Below are 14,912 nucleotides of genomic sequence, written 5' to 3' on the forward strand. Positions count from 1 at the left end.
AATCCGCTATGAGCCAGGCACTGCACAACCTGCTTAATTTATTAAATCTGGAAAAACTGGAAGAAGGCCTGTTTCGTGGTCAGAGCGAAGATCTTGGTCTGCGCCAGGTGTTTGGTGGCCAGGTAGTTGGCCAGGCGCTGTATGCCGCGAAACAAACGGTGCCGGAAGAGCGCATCATTCACTCCTTCCACAGCTACTTTCTGCGTCCGGGCGATAGCCAAAAAGCCATCATTTATGATGTCGAAACGCTGCGTGACGGCAAAAGCTTCAGCGCACGCCGGGTCAGCGCGGTACAGAATGGCCAACCGATCTTCTACATGACCGCCTCGTTCCAGGCACCAGAAAGCGGCTTCGAGCACCAGAACAGCATGCCGCAGGTGCCGGGCCCGGATAATCTGCCATCGGAACAGGATTTGGCGAAAAAGCTGGCCGCCCATCTGCCACTCAAGCTGAAAGAAAAATTCCTCGCCGAGCGTCCGCTGGATATTCGTCCGGTACAGATTCATAACCCGCTAAAAGGCCACGTTGATGAACCGCTGCGTCAGGTATGGATCCGTGCCAACGGCGAGTTACCGGCCGATCGTCGTATCCATCAATATCTGCTGGGATATGCCTCGGATCTCAACTTCCTGCCGGTGGCGCTGCAGCCGCACGGTAAAGGCTTCCTCGAAGCCGATATGCAGGTTGCCACCATCGATCACTCAATGTGGTTCCATCGCCCGTTCGACTTATCTGAATGGCTGCTGTACAGCGTGGTGAGCACCTCCGCATCCGGCGCGCGCGGTTTTGTGCGTGGCGAGTTTTATACGCAGGATGGCAGACTGGTGGCGACCACGGTGCAGGAAGGCGTGATGCGCCAACGCTACGCATAAAAAAAGGGGCGATATTATCGCCCCTTCTGCTTTTTATAATTTTAGCGCACTGCTCTTCTTCAGCCCGGCTGTTACTGGTTGTAAGCGTTCTCGCCGTGGCTGTTCACATCCAGACCTTCACGTTCCTGATCTTCCGGAACACGCAGGCCAACAATCATATCTGCCAGTTTGAAGCCAATGAAGGCCACAACTGCAGTCCAGACGATGGTCACGCCCACGCTGAACAGCTGAATCCAAACCTGATGGCCCATGGTCACGCCTTCTGCGTAGCCTACGCCGCCCAGTGAAGAGGAGGCGAACACGCCGGTCAGGATACAACCGAGGATGCCACACACGCCGTGTACACCGAACACATCACATGGGTCATCAACGCGCAGCCATTTCTTCAGGGTAGTTACGCCCCACAGACCGGCTAAACCACCTGCCAGACCGATAATCAGCGCGCCGCCGACACCGACATAACCACAAGCTGGGGTAATCGCGACCAGACCCGCGATGAAGCCTGAACACGCACCGAGCAGAGAAGGTTTACCACGTACCGCCCACTCGCCGAACACCCACGACAGCACCGCACCCGCCGTAGCCACTACGGTATTCAGGAACGCCAGCGCAGCGATTTCGTTAGCTGAGGAAGCAGAACCGGCGTTGAAGCCGAACCAGCCCACATACAGAATCGCGGTACCGAGGAACACCATCGGCAGGTTGTGTGGTTTGAAGGCTTCTTTGCCGAAACCAGCACGTTTACCCACCAGATAAGCACCCACCAGGCCAGCAACTGCGGCGTTGATGTGAACCACGGTGCCGCCCGCGAAGTCGAGCGCGCCATCTTGCGCCAGCAAGCCACCCGCCCAAACCATGTGTGCGATTGGCAGATAAGCCAGCGTCAGCCAAACCACCACGAAAATCAGTACCGCCGAGAAGCGAATACGTTCAGCCAGCGCACCGACAATCAGGCCGACGGTAATACAGGCGAAGGAAGCCTGGAACGCAACGTGAATGTACTGGTAGAAGCTGCCCATCACCGCTTTCAGCTCAATATTTTTCAGCATCGCCCACTGGAAGCTACCGAAGAAGGAGTTGCCTTCACTAAAGGCCAGCGAGTAACCGTAAATTACCCACAGCACGCACACCAGCGAGAAGGTCACTGCAACCTGCGTCAGCATCGACAGCACGTTCTTACCGCGGATCAAACCGCCGTAGAATAGCGCAATGCCTGGAATCGACATAAACAGTACCAGCGCGGTACAGATCATCATAAAGGCGTTATCGGCTTTATCCGCGACGGCAGGCGCTGCCGCCATCGCCAGAGAAGGTAACAGCGCAAGGCTGGTGAGGCCCAACTTCGTTATCAGTTTATTCATTTCTTTCCATCCCATCACAATTCAGAGCCCCAGTTACAGTGCTGCTTCGTCGGTCTCGCCGGTACGAATACGAATGACGCGCTGCAGTTCTGCGACGAAAATCTTGCCGTCGCCAATTTTGCCGGTATACGCGGCTTTGCTGATGACATCGACCACTTCATCAAGTTGGTCGTCCGCAATAGCGATATCAATTTTTACTTTAGGCAGGAAGTTAACGCTGTACTCGGCACCGCGATAAAGCTCTGCGTGACCTTTCTGGCGACCGAAACCTTTAACCTCGGTAACTGTCAGTCCCTGAATGCCAATAGAGGATAAGGCTTCACGCACGTCCTCCAGCTTAAATGGTTTGATTACCACGGTAACCAGCTTCATACGTTCCCCTCCGGATAAGAAATTGAGTGAGTCTTCGCGGACACGTAGGGATATAAGCAAAGGCTGTGCCATAAATAAAAAAAGGGGAATGTCAGTAGCATAGGCGCGCTGCATCACGCTTCGTTATGTGAAGCACAGCGCAGATTGGGGAGCAGAAATAGGAAAGGTGTTGCAATATTGCACTTCTTTGGTGCTTCAAGCCTCAAAGAAGTGCATCAATACAGAACATTCCGATAAAACTGTGCAAAAAAGGTGCAATTCACCCTTCAGCTTGTACGGGGATGCCCGCCGCGAGTTCATCGCCGGCTTGCTGCAGCTGATACATTTGCCAGTAACGGCCCTGCTCGGCCAGCAGCTCAGCATGCGTACCGCGCTCAACTACCTGACCGCGATGCAGCACTAAAATCTGATCGGCTTCGGTGATGGTGGAAAGGCGATGCGCGATCACCACCAGCGTGCTGTGCTGACGTAGTGCACGTAACGCGTGCTGAATCGCCTGTTCCGTACCGGAATCGATATTCGCCGTGGCTTCATCGAGGATCAGGATTTGTGGCAATGACACCAACACGCGCGCCAGCGCCAGTAGCTGTTTCTGCCCAACCGACAGATTATTGCCCTGCTCGCCTAAACGCGTATGGATGCCATCCGCCATGCTGCGCGCCAACGGTGCCAGCTGCACCGTCTCCAGCGCCTGCCACACCTGATCTTCCGGGATATCACGCCCTAAACGCACGTTGGCCAGCAGCGAATCCGCCAATACCACCGGATCCTGTTGCACCATCGCAACGCTTTGACGTAAGGCGGCGTGCGACAGTTGCGGCAGCGGGCGACCATCCAGTTCGATGCTGCCGCGCGTCACCGGGTAATAGCCCATTAGCAAATTCGCCAGCGTGCTTTTCCCGCTGCCGGTGTGTCCCACCAGCGCAACAAAATTACGCGCGGGCACCTCAAGATTGATGTTGCTGAGCACATCACGGTTATCGCGATAGGCAAAGCTCACATCACGCAGCGAGATGTTGCCGGAAGCCAGCGGCTGAATATCGCTGCCGTAACCTTGCTGCTCTGCATCCATCAGTTCAAAGATGCGCTCGCCAGACACCACCGCTTGTTGCAGCATCGACTGCTGCGTGGTGAGTTCAATCAGCGGCTCGTTGAGGCGACCAAGATAGGTAATAAAGGCATAAAGCACGCCCACTTCAAACACGCCTGGCGTGGCGAAGCTGAACAGCATCAGCAAACCGCACAGAATCATGGCCGAAAACAGACTCAGCAACGGGCGCAATAAAAAACCATCCAGCCGCAGCGTTTCCATACGCGCCAGATAGTGCGAACGGCTGGCTTCGCCCATGCGCTCACCAAAGCGCGCCTGCTGGCGGAACTGCTGGATCACGCTCATGCCGTTGATCACTTCATTAAAGCCGTTATTGATGTCCGCCAGATAGCTGCGCACGCGGCGCGCAATCGGCGTGCTGAAGCGCTGATAAATCAGCATCACCGTCAGCACCAGCGGGAAAATCACGATCGCCACCAGCGCCATACGCCAGTCGAGAGAGAACATCGCCACCAGCATCGCGCCAATCAACGCGGCGGCGCGCAACACCGTTGCTACCACGGTGACGTAAAGATCTTTGATCACTTCGGTGTCGTTGGTGACGCGCGAGATAATTTGTCCGACCGGCTGCGTATCGAAAGCGCTGAGAGGCTGGCGCAACGCCGCGTTCATCACGTCTACGCGCAATTGCTGCACCACGCCAATCGCCGCGCGGTTAAACAGCAATGCCTGAAAATAGTGCAAACCGGCAGCCAGCAATTGCAGCAGGATAAAGCCCACCAGCAGGCCGGCGACGATGCCCCACGGCATTTGATGTTTCGCCACCAGATTATCGATGAAGTAGCTCACCAGCACCGGTCCGGTCACTTCGGCCGCCGCGGCAATCCACAGCATGCCGACCGCCAGCCACAGCGATTTACGCCACGGTTTGCCATACGCCAGCAGGCGTTTCAGCGTCGGCCATAAACGTTGTGATTTAGCCACGGCTTGCTCCTTCTGCCACTTCATCGTCATCCAGCGCGGCTTCCAGCTGCTGATAACGGTACATATCGCGATACCAGCCCTCTTTGGCGGCCAGAGTGTCATGATCGCCACGCTGCGCCACGGCGCCCTGCTGCAGCACCAGAATTTCACTCGCTTCAGTGAGCGCCGACAAACGATGCGCGCTGATAATCAAGGTACGCCCTTTACCCCACTGACGCAGATTATGCAGGATGTCATGTTCAGTACGGCCATCAACCGCCGACAGCGCATCATCCAGAATCAGGATTTCCGCATTCAGCAGCAGCGCGCGTGCAATCGCAATACGCTGCTTCTGCCCGCCCGATAACATCACGCCGCGTTCGCCCACTTCGGTCTCATAACCTTGCGGCAGGCGCAGAATATCGTCGTGCACGCAGGCCATGGTTGCCACGCGCTCCAGCTCTTGCTGCGTCGCATTCGGGCGGCCCAGCGCCAGATTGGCGGCGATGGTGTCGGAGAACAGGAACGGCGTTTGGCTGACCACCGCCAACCGGCTGCGCCAGCTATCGAGCCGCAACTGCGGCAGCGGCGTATTGTGGTAGCGAATATCGCCTTGATCGATGTCGAAATGTCGCTGAATCAGGCTTAACAGCGTGCTCTTGCCGCAGCCAGTTGGCCCGCATAAGCCGAGCATCTGGCCCGGTTTTAGCTGGAAGTTAACATGGCTCAGCACCGGGCCAGAACTGGCCGGATAACGGAACTCACGAATGGCAACCTGCATCACGCCAGGTTCGGGCGGCAACACTTGCGCTCCATCTTCAACTGCAGGCGCTTCCGCCAGCAAGGAACGGATACGGCTCCATGCCGCACTGCCGCGCTCAACGATGTTGATCATCCATGCCAGCGCCAGCATCGGCCAAATCATCAGGCCAAGGTACATCACAAAGCTGGTGAGCTGCCCGAGCGTCAAACTGCCGTTCCACACCATCCAGCCGCCACCGGCAATCGCCAGCAGGTTGGAGAAGCCGACGGCGATATAAATGATCGGATCGAAACGCGCATCCACGCGCGCCACATGCAGGTTTTTCTTGCCGGTATCGGCAGCGATGCCAGCAAACTGCTGCGACTGATGATCTTCGAGGCCAAAGGCTTTAATCATGCGAATGCTGGTCAGGCTTTCCTGGGTTTGATCGTTCAGACTGGAGAACGCCGCTTGCGCCACTTTGAAACGCTGATGCAGGCGTGCGCCATCTTTCTGAATGGCGAAGGCCATAATCGGCATCGGGATCAGCGCCAGTAACGTCAGTTCCCAGCTGATTTGGGTGCTCATCACAATCAGCACCACCAATCCCATCACCAGCGAATCCACCAGCGTCAGCACGCCTTCACCGGCGGCAAACACCACGCGATCCACATCATTGGTGGCGCGGGCAATCAGATCGCCGGTGCGATGGCGCAGATAAAATGCCGGATGCTGGCGGCTGAGCTGACGATAGAAATCTTCACGTAGCTCAACGGCTAATTGGTAGGATGCGCCAAACAACAGTACGCGCCAGACGTAGCGCAGCAGATAGACGATCACTGCCGTCACCAGCATCACGCCGATCCACATAAAGATCTGCCCGGCGCTTAAATTATGCTGGGTGACGCCGTCGACAATCACGCCAACCACGTGCGGTGGCAGCAATTGCAATAAGGCAATAACGATCAGCAAGCTGACGGCGCCCAGATATCGCCGCCACTCGCGCAGGAAATACCAACTTAACTGGCTGAATAATTGCACAAGCGTGTCTCTTTCTGTGCCCGCTAGGGCGCTACCGGCAAGGCGGTGGTGTATTTAATCTCTTCCATGGCAAAACTGGAGGTCACATCCATCAGGCCCGGCACGCCGTTCACCAGGCGCTTATAAAAGCTGTCATAACTCTTCATGTCCGCGACCTGAATGCGCAGCAAATAATCGTACTCGCCCGCCATGCGATAAAACGCCATCACTTCCGGCATTTGCTGCACCACGGCGACAAATTGCTTAAACCACTCGCTGCTGTGCTGCTGGGTTTTGACAAACATAAAGGCGGTGAGTGACAGACCGATTTTTTCGCCGTCCACCAGCGCCACGCGCGCACGAATAATGCCATCATCTTCCAGTTTTTTCAGGCGTTTCCAGCACGGCGTGGTGGTGAGGTTCACCGCATCGGCCAACGTCTGCAGCGACAAGGTGCAATCCTGCTGCAGCATTGCCAGCAAAGTGCGGTCAGTTTTATCTAACATTTGCCACTCCGGGAGAAAATTTTTCTCTAATCTCGCCATTATAGCGCGGTTTTAGCAACCTCTTTTTCCTGCCAGTGCCTTACACTGTGCGCAATAATGATTACGGAAATGCCACATGCAAACGCCCTGGGTTCGCCACGCCATTAATGAAATTAACGCCGATTTTCAGCGCTCTGCGGATACGCATCTGATCCGCTTTAAGCTGGATGATTTTCCTGGCATTCACTTCTATCTCAAAGATGAAAGCACGCATCCCAGCGGCAGCTTAAAACATCGCCTGGCGCGCTCCCTGTTTCTCTATGGCCTGGCGAACGGCTGGATCCATGAAAATACGCCGATCATTGAAGCCTCTTCCGGCAGTACTGCGGTATCGGAAGCTTACTTCGCGCGACTGCTCGGCTTACCGTTTATCGCCGTAATGCCGGCCAGCACCGCGAAACGTAAAATCGAGATGATTGGCTTTTACGGTGGTGAATGCCATTTCGTAGCCGATCCCTGCCAGCTGTACAGCGAATCCGAACGTTTAGCACGTGAACTGAATGGCCACTTTATGGACCAGTTCACCTACGCCGAGCGCGCCACCGACTGGCGCGGCAACAACAATATTGCCGAAAGCATTTTCCGCCAGATGTCACACGAACCGTTCCCGGTGCCGCATACGGTGATCATGAGCGCCGGTACCGGCGGCACTTCGGCAACGCTGGGCCGCTATATCCGCTATCAGGGCCATGACACGCGCCTGCTGGTGGTCGATCCGCAACATTCGGTGTTCTTTGACTACTGGCACAGCCGCGACAAAACGTTGCGCAGCGAACGCGGCAGCCTGATTGAAGGCATTGGTCGTCCGCGTGTCGAACCGTCGTTTTTACCCGACGTCATTGACGAGATGATGAAAGTGCCGGATGGCGCGACCATCGCCGCGATGCTGCAGTTGGAAAAAGTGCTTGGACGTCGCCCTGGCGCCTCAACCGGCACCAACTTCTGGGGCATGATGCAGGTGGCAAAACGCATGCGGGAAAACGGCGAGCAAGGATCTTTGGTGACATTGCTGTGTGACAGCGGTGAGCGCTATCCGGACACCTATTACAATGCGCAGTGGGTAGAGCAGAATATCGGCGACATTGCGCCTTGGGTGCGAGAGCTGCAATAAAAAACCGGACGTCCTGTCCGGTTCACTGTAAGCCTCAGCATTCGGGGGAATAATCGAGGTGTGGTGTGGTCATCCAGTGATTAAGGTAGTGAGACACCGCCTGTGTCTCGCAATGTCCGATAATCGGTAAATGGGGCAACGACGCTTTCAGTTGATTCATGGCGTTGCCCATAATGAAACCGCTGCCAACGCGCTCCAGCATTTCGCGATCGTTCATGGCATCGCCAAACGCCATACAATCCGCCAACGACAGCGAAAGATGCTGGCACAAACGTCCCAACGCCGCGCCTTTATGGCAATCAACCGGCAACACTTCCAGGCAATCCCAGGCTGAGAAACAAATATTTGCCCGCTCGCCCAACGCGGCCTGCAATTCACTTCTTAGCGCCTGCAACATTTCATGCGGCGCAATAAAACAGATTTTGGTGACTTCATGCGCCGACATCTGACGCAAATCACGCAGCTGATAGTGGAAGCCGCTCATCGCATGCGCTTCCAGCGCACCGAGCAGCGGTTTATCGGTAAACCAGCCTTCATCGTTGAAAATATGAATCGACGCTGGCGTTTGCCAATGGGTATGAATCACCTCTTCCGCCACTGATGGCGATAAATCGCAGCCGTAAAGCTGATTGCCTTCCAGATCGTGAATACGCGTGCCGTTGCCGGTAATCAGCCAGGCAGGCAAGGTGATTTGTTCGCGTACTCGCTGCATATCCATAAGATGACGCCCGGTGGCAAACGCCAACGTAACGCCGCGCTGATGCAACGCATGCAGGCTTGTCAGCGTTTCATTTCCTAACCGATGCGAAGGAAGCAACAGCGTGCCATCCATATCAAATGCCGCGAGGCGAGCCATGCGAATTCTCCTGTCTGAGTGAGGCAGTTACTATCGCCTGGTAATTACGGAACTAATAGTGAATACTTTTAAAAAACTGTTCCGGGTTTAGCGATGCGCGAACTTCATCGGGTTAATCAATTCCAGCGCCTGTGGCAACTCAGCCACGGCGAAACACAACGCCTCAGCGTCGCTGCGATGGCGCAACACTGTTTTTGCAGCGAGCGCCATGTGCGCACGCTGCTGCGGCAGTGGCAGGATGCCGGCTGGCTTAACTGGCGCGGAGAATCCGGACGTGGCAAACAGGGCGAGCTGACTTTTCTACTGTCACCGGAACAGCTGCGCCAGCAATTGTTAACGCAGCAACTTGATGCCGGCGAGGCGGTACAGGCATTGCAGGTGCTGGATCTGCATCCCGAGCGGTTAGTGAAAATGTTGCGGCCGCTGATGGGCGGCCAGTGGCAGAACCAATCGCCGGTGCTGCGCATTCCTTATTACCGCGCGATGGAGCCGTTGCGCCCGCTACAGCTGACCGGACGCGCCGAGCAACATCTGGCGCGCCAGGTTTTCTCCGGGCTAACGCGCTTTCGCGATAACGATGTTGAAGGCGATATCGCTCACCATTGGCAGCACGATGCCAGCGGCCGTGACTGGTATTTCTGGCTGCGCCCGCAGCTCAGCTGGCATAACGATGAACCGGTGCAGGCGGCGCAGTTGGTTGAGCAGCTACAGCAGATCATGCAATCGCCGCGCGGCTCGCGGCTACTGGCGGCGATTGAACGCATTGAAGCGCCGCATCCGCTGGCGATACATATTCAACTACGTGAAAGCGATTACTGGCTGCCGCAGCGGCTGGCGCATCAATTCTGTCTGTTACCTCATCCTGAATTCGCCGATGTCGGTAGCGGGCCGTGGAAACTCACGCATTTCACCGCTGAAATGGTGCGGTTGGAAAGCCATGCGCGCTGGCATTTGCAGCGCCCGCTGATCCAGCGGATGGAATACTGGATCACGCCGCAGCTGTTTGATCGTGATCTCGGCACCAGCTGCAGCCATCCGGTGCAAATCGCCATTGGCGATCCTGAAGAGCTCGGTTCGCTGCGGCCGGTTGATCGCAGTATTAGCCTGGGATTTTGCTATCTGGCGCCACGCATCTCGGCGCACTTCAGTGCCGAGCAGGCCCAATCGCTGATTGCCCTGATTCAGCGCAGCGGCGTGATTCAACAATTGCCGCTGGATGAGGGTTTGATTACACCGAGCCATGAACTGCTGCCTGGCTGGCCGGTACCGCGCGCAGAAAGAGCGAGAATTTCACTGCCGCCGACGCTAACGCTGCATTACCACCTGCCGGTCGAACTGCATGTGATGGCGCAGGCGTTGATTCCACTGCTGGCACAACATGGCTGCGCCCTCACCTGCATCTTCCATGACGTAAAAAGCTGGCGTGACGATATCGATCTCAGTGAGGCCGATGTGGTGATGGGCGATCGACTGATTGGTGATGCGCCGTTGTTTACGCTGGTGAACTGGCTGGAGAACGATCCGGTCTGGCAGCCGCTGCGCGAAAAGGTCCTGCAAACGCCGCTGAGTGCTATTGCCCAACAACCTGATGCGTTGCAGCGTGGTGAATTAACTCAGCAACTGTTTCAGCAGCTGATGTGCGACGGCCATTTACTGCCGCTGTTTAACTATCGCTATCAGGTTTTTGCCCCGCCCGGCGTGGAGGGCATCCAGCTAAATAGCCTGGGCTGGTTTGATTTCACTCGCGCCTGGATTCCGCCGCCAACCACAGCTAGCGCTGTTCAGCCTTCCTTCGAGCCAGTACCATAAGCGCACAGATTTTAGAGGAAGAAAAAATGAAACGAGCCGTTGTGGTATTTAGTGGCGGACAAGACTCCACCACCTGTTTAATTCAGGCGCTGCAACACTATGATGAAGTGCATTGCGTGACTTTTGATTACGGCCAGCGCCATCGCGAAGAGATCGAAGTTGCGGCTGAGCTGTCGCACAAGCTGGGCGCGCGGGCGCACAAAGTGCTCGACGTTACGCTGCTCAACGAGTTAGCCGTCAGCAGCCTGACGCGCGACAACATTCCCGTGCCGACATACGATCCGAATGCCAGCGGTTTGCCGAGCACCTTTGTGCCGGGCCGCAATATTCTGTTCCTGACGCTGGCATCCATTTATGCCTATCAGGTCGAAGCTGAAGCGGTGATCACCGGCGTATGCGAAACCGATTTCTCCGGCTATCCGGATTGCCGCGATGAGTTTGTTAAAGCACTCAATAACGCTGTTAGCCTCGGCATGGCGCGCAATATTCGCTTTGAAACGCCGTTGATGTGGCTGAACAAAGCCGAAACCTGGGCGCTGGCCGATTACTGGCAGCAGCTGCAGCTGGTACGTGCTGAAACGCTTACCTGCTATAACGGCGTAAAAGGTGATGGTTGCGGCGAATGCGCGGCCTGCCATTTACGCGCCCGTGGCCTGGCAGATTATCAGGCGAACGCGTCGGCAGTGATGGCAGCGATGAAAGAGAAAAGCGGCCTCAACTGATTCAGGCCGCAGGGTAAACTGGCGTCATCGGCGCCAGTTATTCATTTTCGACCATCAACGACGCCAGACGCTGGTGTAACTCCCCTTCCAACGGCACTGCTTTTTGCGTGCGCAAATCAATACAGACAAAGGTCAGTGCGGCATCGGCTACCACCGAATTATCACTCGCCAGTAAGACACGCTGGGCAATTACACCGCTTTTACCGCCGAGCTGAGACACTTCACTTTCAATGTTCAGTACGTCGCCCAATACCGCCGGACGACGATAGTTGATGTTGATATTCACCACCACAAACGCCAGCTGCTGCTCCATCAGCCAATGAAACGCATCGACATCCTCCAGCCACTGCCAGCGCGCCTCTTCCAGAAATTCCAGATAGCGCGCGTTATTCACGTGCTGATAAACATCCAGATGATAACCGCGCACTTTAATTGTGGTTTGCATTATTGCTCCTGTTCAGGCTGAGAATGACAACTGGTAAGACCTGTTGAGCATAGCACAGCCTGAATCCGTGCTTTTTCAATCCTTCAAAGTCGCGAGACGCTTCACAGTTTAAGCCGAGCGCTGTTGCGCTCAATCAGTGCGCTACCGATACCGGGCACCTCCTTGAGTTGTTCAATGGCGGTAAACGGGCCGTATTGCTCGCGATAACTGACAATCGCTTGCGCTTTCTTTAGTCCGATGCCGTTCATACCGGCTGCGAGCTGTTCGGCTGTGGCTGAATTGATGCTGACCTGTCCTTCGTTTGGCGTGGAGACTTGCGTCGCCTGCGTTTCACTGGGACTTTCGGCAGCCGCCAGTCCGGTGGTATAAACTGCGCCGCCCAGCGCCAGCGTAATGCATAGGGCTTGAAACGTTGATTTCACCATGCTGTGTTTCTCCTTGTGTTTGACAGCAACAGCAGGGTGTCACAGCTCAATTCAACGCTCAAAAGGACAATCTCAGAAATGGAAAAGGCCGCATAAGCGGCCTTTCGGGTATTGCAGTGGTTTAACTTTTTTTGTGAGGCTTACTGGTTTTGTGCGGCGGCGCCGTACTTAATCTTCGCCTCTTTACGCAGGTTTTCCAGCAGCGCTTCAAAGGCGATTTGCGCGTTATTTTGCGTTACGCCTTTCACCATCTCATCGATCTGCGCCTGCGGCATGTTGCCCGCGCTAACTTTATCCAGCGCGATCAGTACCACATTGCCCTGCATATCTTCGCTCACGCCCCACGACGGTTTATTGTCGGCAGGTTGCGGCAGATTGAAGGCCGACTGAGCCACCGGATCCTGCGCATTGCGATCAAACGATTTGCTAGCGCTGAGCGTTAAGCCTGCAGCTTTCAATGCATCCGCTTTACCGGCTTTCAAATCGGCCAGCAGTTTGTCTGCCTGCGCTTTTGCCTGCTGGGTCGCTTTATCATGCTTCAGTGAATCTACGATCTGCGCTTTCACCTGATCCAACGGCTTCACCGCTTCCGGTTTGTGCTCGCTAATACGCAGTACAAAGGCACGATCTCCATCCACAGAGATGATGTCGGAGTTGTTACCCGGCGCACCATTCTGGCCCACTAAACCACCGTTGAAGATGGCTTGCTTAACCTGATCGAAATTCAACTCGTCTGGCAGGTTATCGCGGGTGATCCAATTGGTTTCTACCACTTTCAGGCCGGAAGCCTGCGCCGCGCCGGCCAACGATTCGTTATCGTTGCTGGCTGCTTCGCTTACTTTCTGCTGAATTTTGTAGAAGGCATCAACCGCTTTCTCTTGCTTCACTTTATCGGCAACGATGTCATGAACATCGGCCAGCGGTTTAACCTGCTCCGGCTGGATATCATCCAGACGCATCACGAGGTAGCCAACTGACGATTTGATGGCACCTGAAAGCTGGCCTTTCTGCGTCAGATTGGCGTTTTTCAGCTCGTCTGGCGTGGTGCTCGGCTCCAGCCAACCCATATCGCCACCTTTGCGGGCTGAGATGGGGTCGATAGATTTGCTTTTCGCCAGCGCGGCGAAATCTTCGCCTTTCTTCAGCGCATCAACCACGGCGTTAGCATCGGCTTCCGTCTTGGTCTGAATCACGCTGTAGCGATTACGCTGCGGCTGTGAATAATCCGCTTTGTGTTGATCGTACCAACTCTGAATGTCCGCTTCGCTGGCCGTTTCCTGCATGCTTGCAGCATCCATTTTGATGTAGCTCACGCGGAACTGCTCAGGCGCCATGAAGCTATTCTGATGCTGCTGGTAATACTGGCTGACTTCGTCGTCGCTGACCGTCTGTTTAGCCGCCAGCGCGTTGACATCAATCACCGCCTGACGCACTTCACGCTGCTGTGACACCAAATCCACCAGCTTGCTGGTTTCGCCTTTCAGCATGAAATCGGTGTTAGCAATCGCGTTGATCAGCTGCTGCGTCGCCAGCTGCTTGCGCAGCGCTTCGGCATACTGATCAGCCGTGAAGCCCATGCTGGTGATCAGGCCGCTGTATTTGGCATTGTCGAATTTACCGTTGGTCTGGAAAGCTTTCTGATTGAAGATCGCCTGTTTTACCTGATCATCGCTGATGCCGATGTGCAGATCTTTGATGTACTGATCAAGTAACGCCTGATCAATCAGCTGCGACAGCGCCTGCTGACGCATCTGCTGCATGTAGCCTTCGTTGCTGGCTAACTGCGAGAACTGATCGCCCAGCATCTGCTGTTGACGATTGCGCTCGTTGTTAAAACCCTGCTCCAGCTCTGCACGGCTGATCTCGTGGCCGTTAACTTTGGCAGCATAATCACCGCCGCCGCCGATCAGGTAGTTGCCCACCCCGGTGAGTACGAAAGACAGGATGATCAATCCCAGAATAATCTTGAGCACGACATGATTCGACGCCGCGCGTAAATTGTCCATCATGGTATGACAACACTCCGCTGTAGTGTGAATGTAAAGCTCTAACACGATGTCATCATCGTGCAACTGCTGTTCAGGCTGGCAGTTGGCAACCATGCGGAGACAACAACCAAAGGCTATCGCCGCGCATCAAGAATAAAAAAGGCACATCAAAAATGATGTGCCCGTATGTTACATGAGAACGGCTTTTGCGTCCTCAATCCACGGAAGAAAATGCTTCAATGGATGTATCAGCGGTCATTAATTGACGGAATCTTTCAGTGCTTTACCTGCACGGAAGCCCGGAACTTTACCAGCCGGAATGGTGAGCTCTTTACCCGTTTGTGGGTTACGGCCGGTGCGAGCTGCACGCTCACGTACAGAGAAAGTACCGAAACCAACCAGTGCCACTTCATCACCGCCTTTCAGAGCTTCGGTAACGGAGTCCATGAATGCATCTAAAACACGTCCCGCTGCTGCTTTAGAAATGTCAGCATCTGCAGCAATTTTGTCGATCAACTGTGACTTATTCACTCTCTTCATCCCCTCTTTTATTATTCACATCGCACCCGCGCTTCCCGCCCGGTGCGAACGCGCAGCCAGTTATATCAAGCCTGTGGAGCTGAAACAACG

General features: G+C 55.2%; 14 protein-coding genes. 4 read left to right on the forward strand and 10 right to left on the reverse strand.

Features of this window, described 5'->3' with window-relative positions:
* Positions 1-8 precede the first annotated feature (8 nt).
* Positions 9-872, forward strand: a complete 864-nt coding sequence (gene tesB / locus FHW71_RS09970; protein WP_179451702.1) for an acyl-CoA thioesterase II — start codon at positions 9-11, stop codon at positions 870-872.
* A 71-nt stretch (positions 873-943) separates the two neighbouring features.
* Here tesB and amtB read toward each other — a convergent pair whose 3' ends face one another.
* The 5 genes from amtB to FHW71_RS09995 all read right to left on the reverse strand — a co-directional run bounded on the left by amtB (position 944) and on the right by FHW71_RS09995 (position 6,887).
* On the reverse strand, positions 944-2,233 hold the full coding sequence (amtB, locus tag FHW71_RS09975) for an ammonium transporter AmtB (RefSeq protein WP_008103907.1): 1,290 nt from the start codon (positions 2,231-2,233) through the stop codon (positions 944-946).
* A 33-nt stretch (positions 2,234-2,266) separates the two neighbouring features.
* On the reverse strand, positions 2,267-2,605 hold the full coding sequence (glnK, locus tag FHW71_RS09980; RefSeq protein WP_007886947.1) for a P-II family nitrogen regulator: 339 nt from the start codon (positions 2,603-2,605) through the stop codon (positions 2,267-2,269).
* Positions 2,606-2,864: 259 nt separating this feature from the next.
* On the reverse strand, positions 2,865-4,640 hold the full coding sequence (locus FHW71_RS09985; protein WP_179451703.1) for a SmdB family multidrug efflux ABC transporter permease/ATP-binding protein: 1,776 nt from the start codon (positions 4,638-4,640) through the stop codon (positions 2,865-2,867).
* On the reverse strand, positions 4,633-6,402 hold the full coding sequence (locus tag FHW71_RS09990) for a SmdA family multidrug ABC transporter permease/ATP-binding protein (RefSeq protein WP_179451704.1): 1,770 nt from the start codon (positions 6,400-6,402) through the stop codon (positions 4,633-4,635). Before FHW71_RS09990 ends, FHW71_RS09985 begins: the two co-directional genes overlap by 8 nt.
* A gap of 23 nt (positions 6,403-6,425) precedes the next feature.
* Positions 6,426-6,887 (reverse strand): Lrp/AsnC family transcriptional regulator, encoded by a 462-nt coding sequence (locus FHW71_RS09995; protein ID WP_008103913.1) that lies wholly within the window; start codon positions 6,885-6,887, stop codon positions 6,426-6,428.
* Positions 6,888-7,002: 115 nt separating this feature from the next.
* Between FHW71_RS09995 and FHW71_RS10000 the strand changes: the two genes are divergently transcribed.
* Positions 7,003-8,037: a PLP-dependent cysteine synthase family protein gene (locus FHW71_RS10000; RefSeq protein ID WP_061723602.1), complete on the forward strand. Its 1,035-nt coding sequence runs from the start codon at positions 7,003-7,005 to the stop codon at positions 8,035-8,037.
* Between the two features lie 34 nt (positions 8,038-8,071).
* On the opposite strand, the gene cof is transcribed toward FHW71_RS10000, so the two are convergent.
* On the reverse strand, positions 8,072-8,893 hold the full coding sequence (gene cof, locus FHW71_RS10005; protein ID WP_179451705.1) for an HMP-PP phosphatase: 822 nt from the start codon (positions 8,891-8,893) through the stop codon (positions 8,072-8,074).
* Between the two features lie 93 nt (positions 8,894-8,986).
* On the opposite strand from cof, the gene FHW71_RS10010 reads away from it, so the two are divergent.
* Positions 8,987-10,702, forward strand: coding sequence for an SgrR family transcriptional regulator (locus tag FHW71_RS10010; protein WP_179451706.1), 1,716 nt, complete (start codon positions 8,987-8,989; stop codon positions 10,700-10,702).
* A 26-nt stretch (positions 10,703-10,728) separates the two neighbouring features.
* Positions 10,729-11,424: a 7-cyano-7-deazaguanine synthase QueC gene (gene queC, locus FHW71_RS10015; RefSeq protein ID WP_179451707.1), complete on the forward strand. Its 696-nt coding sequence runs from the start codon at positions 10,729-10,731 to the stop codon at positions 11,422-11,424.
* A gap of 37 nt (positions 11,425-11,461) precedes the next feature.
* Here queC and FHW71_RS10020 read toward each other — a convergent pair whose 3' ends face one another.
* The 4 genes from FHW71_RS10020 to hupB form a co-directional block, all read right to left on the reverse strand.
* Positions 11,462-11,869 (reverse strand): YbgC/FadM family acyl-CoA thioesterase, encoded by a 408-nt coding sequence (locus FHW71_RS10020; protein WP_061717455.1) that lies wholly within the window; start codon positions 11,867-11,869, stop codon positions 11,462-11,464.
* Positions 11,870-11,970: 101 nt separating this feature from the next.
* Positions 11,971-12,294: a ComEA family DNA-binding protein gene (locus FHW71_RS10025; RefSeq protein WP_008103924.1), complete on the reverse strand. Its 324-nt coding sequence runs from the start codon at positions 12,292-12,294 to the stop codon at positions 11,971-11,973.
* A gap of 140 nt (positions 12,295-12,434) precedes the next feature.
* A complete protein-coding gene (ppiD, locus tag FHW71_RS10030; protein ID WP_179451708.1) occupies positions 12,435-14,303 on the reverse strand; it encodes a peptidylprolyl isomerase in 1,869 nt (622 codons plus the stop codon).
* A 237-nt stretch (positions 14,304-14,540) separates the two neighbouring features.
* A complete protein-coding gene (gene hupB / locus FHW71_RS10035) occupies positions 14,541-14,813 on the reverse strand; it encodes a nucleoid-associated protein HU-beta (RefSeq protein WP_036648244.1) in 273 nt (90 codons plus the stop codon).
* Positions 14,814-14,912 lie beyond the last annotated feature (99 nt).

This window comes from Enterobacter sp. Sphag1F, from assembly GCF_014193275.1.
Classification (GTDB): Bacteria; Pseudomonadota; Gammaproteobacteria; order Enterobacterales; family Enterobacteriaceae; genus Pantoea; species Pantoea symbiotica.

Bases quoted from the DNA above. Each gene is read 5' to 3' on its own strand.
- tesB (WP_179451702.1), top strand. From the start codon at position 9: ATGAGCCAGGCACTGCACAACCTGCTTAATTTATTAAATCTGGAAAAA.
- FHW71_RS10020 (WP_061717455.1), bottom strand. From the start codon at position 11,869: ATGCAAACCACAATTAAAGTGCGCGGTTATCATCTGGATGTTTATCAG.
- FHW71_RS10010 (WP_179451706.1), top strand. From the start codon at position 8,987: ATGCGCGAACTTCATCGGGTTAATCAATTCCAGCGCCTGTGGCAACTC.
- cof (WP_179451705.1), bottom strand. From the start codon at position 8,893: ATGGCTCGCCTCGCGGCATTTGATATGGATGGCACGCTGTTGCTTCCT.
- amtB (WP_008103907.1), bottom strand. From the start codon at position 2,233: ATGAATAAACTGATAACGAAGTTGGGCCTCACCAGCCTTGCGCTGTTA.
- FHW71_RS09995 (WP_008103913.1), bottom strand. From the start codon at position 6,887: ATGTTAGATAAAACTGACCGCACTTTGCTGGCAATGCTGCAGCAGGAT.
- queC (WP_179451707.1), top strand. From the start codon at position 10,729: ATGAAACGAGCCGTTGTGGTATTTAGTGGCGGACAAGACTCCACCACC.
- FHW71_RS10000 (WP_061723602.1), top strand. From the start codon at position 7,003: ATGCAAACGCCCTGGGTTCGCCACGCCATTAATGAAATTAACGCCGAT.
- glnK (WP_007886947.1), bottom strand. From the start codon at position 2,605: ATGAAGCTGGTTACCGTGGTAATCAAACCATTTAAGCTGGAGGACGTG.
- FHW71_RS10025 (WP_008103924.1), bottom strand. From the start codon at position 12,294: ATGGTGAAATCAACGTTTCAAGCCCTATGCATTACGCTGGCGCTGGGC.
- ppiD (WP_179451708.1), bottom strand. From the start codon at position 14,303: ATGATGGACAATTTACGCGCGGCGTCGAATCATGTCGTGCTCAAGATT.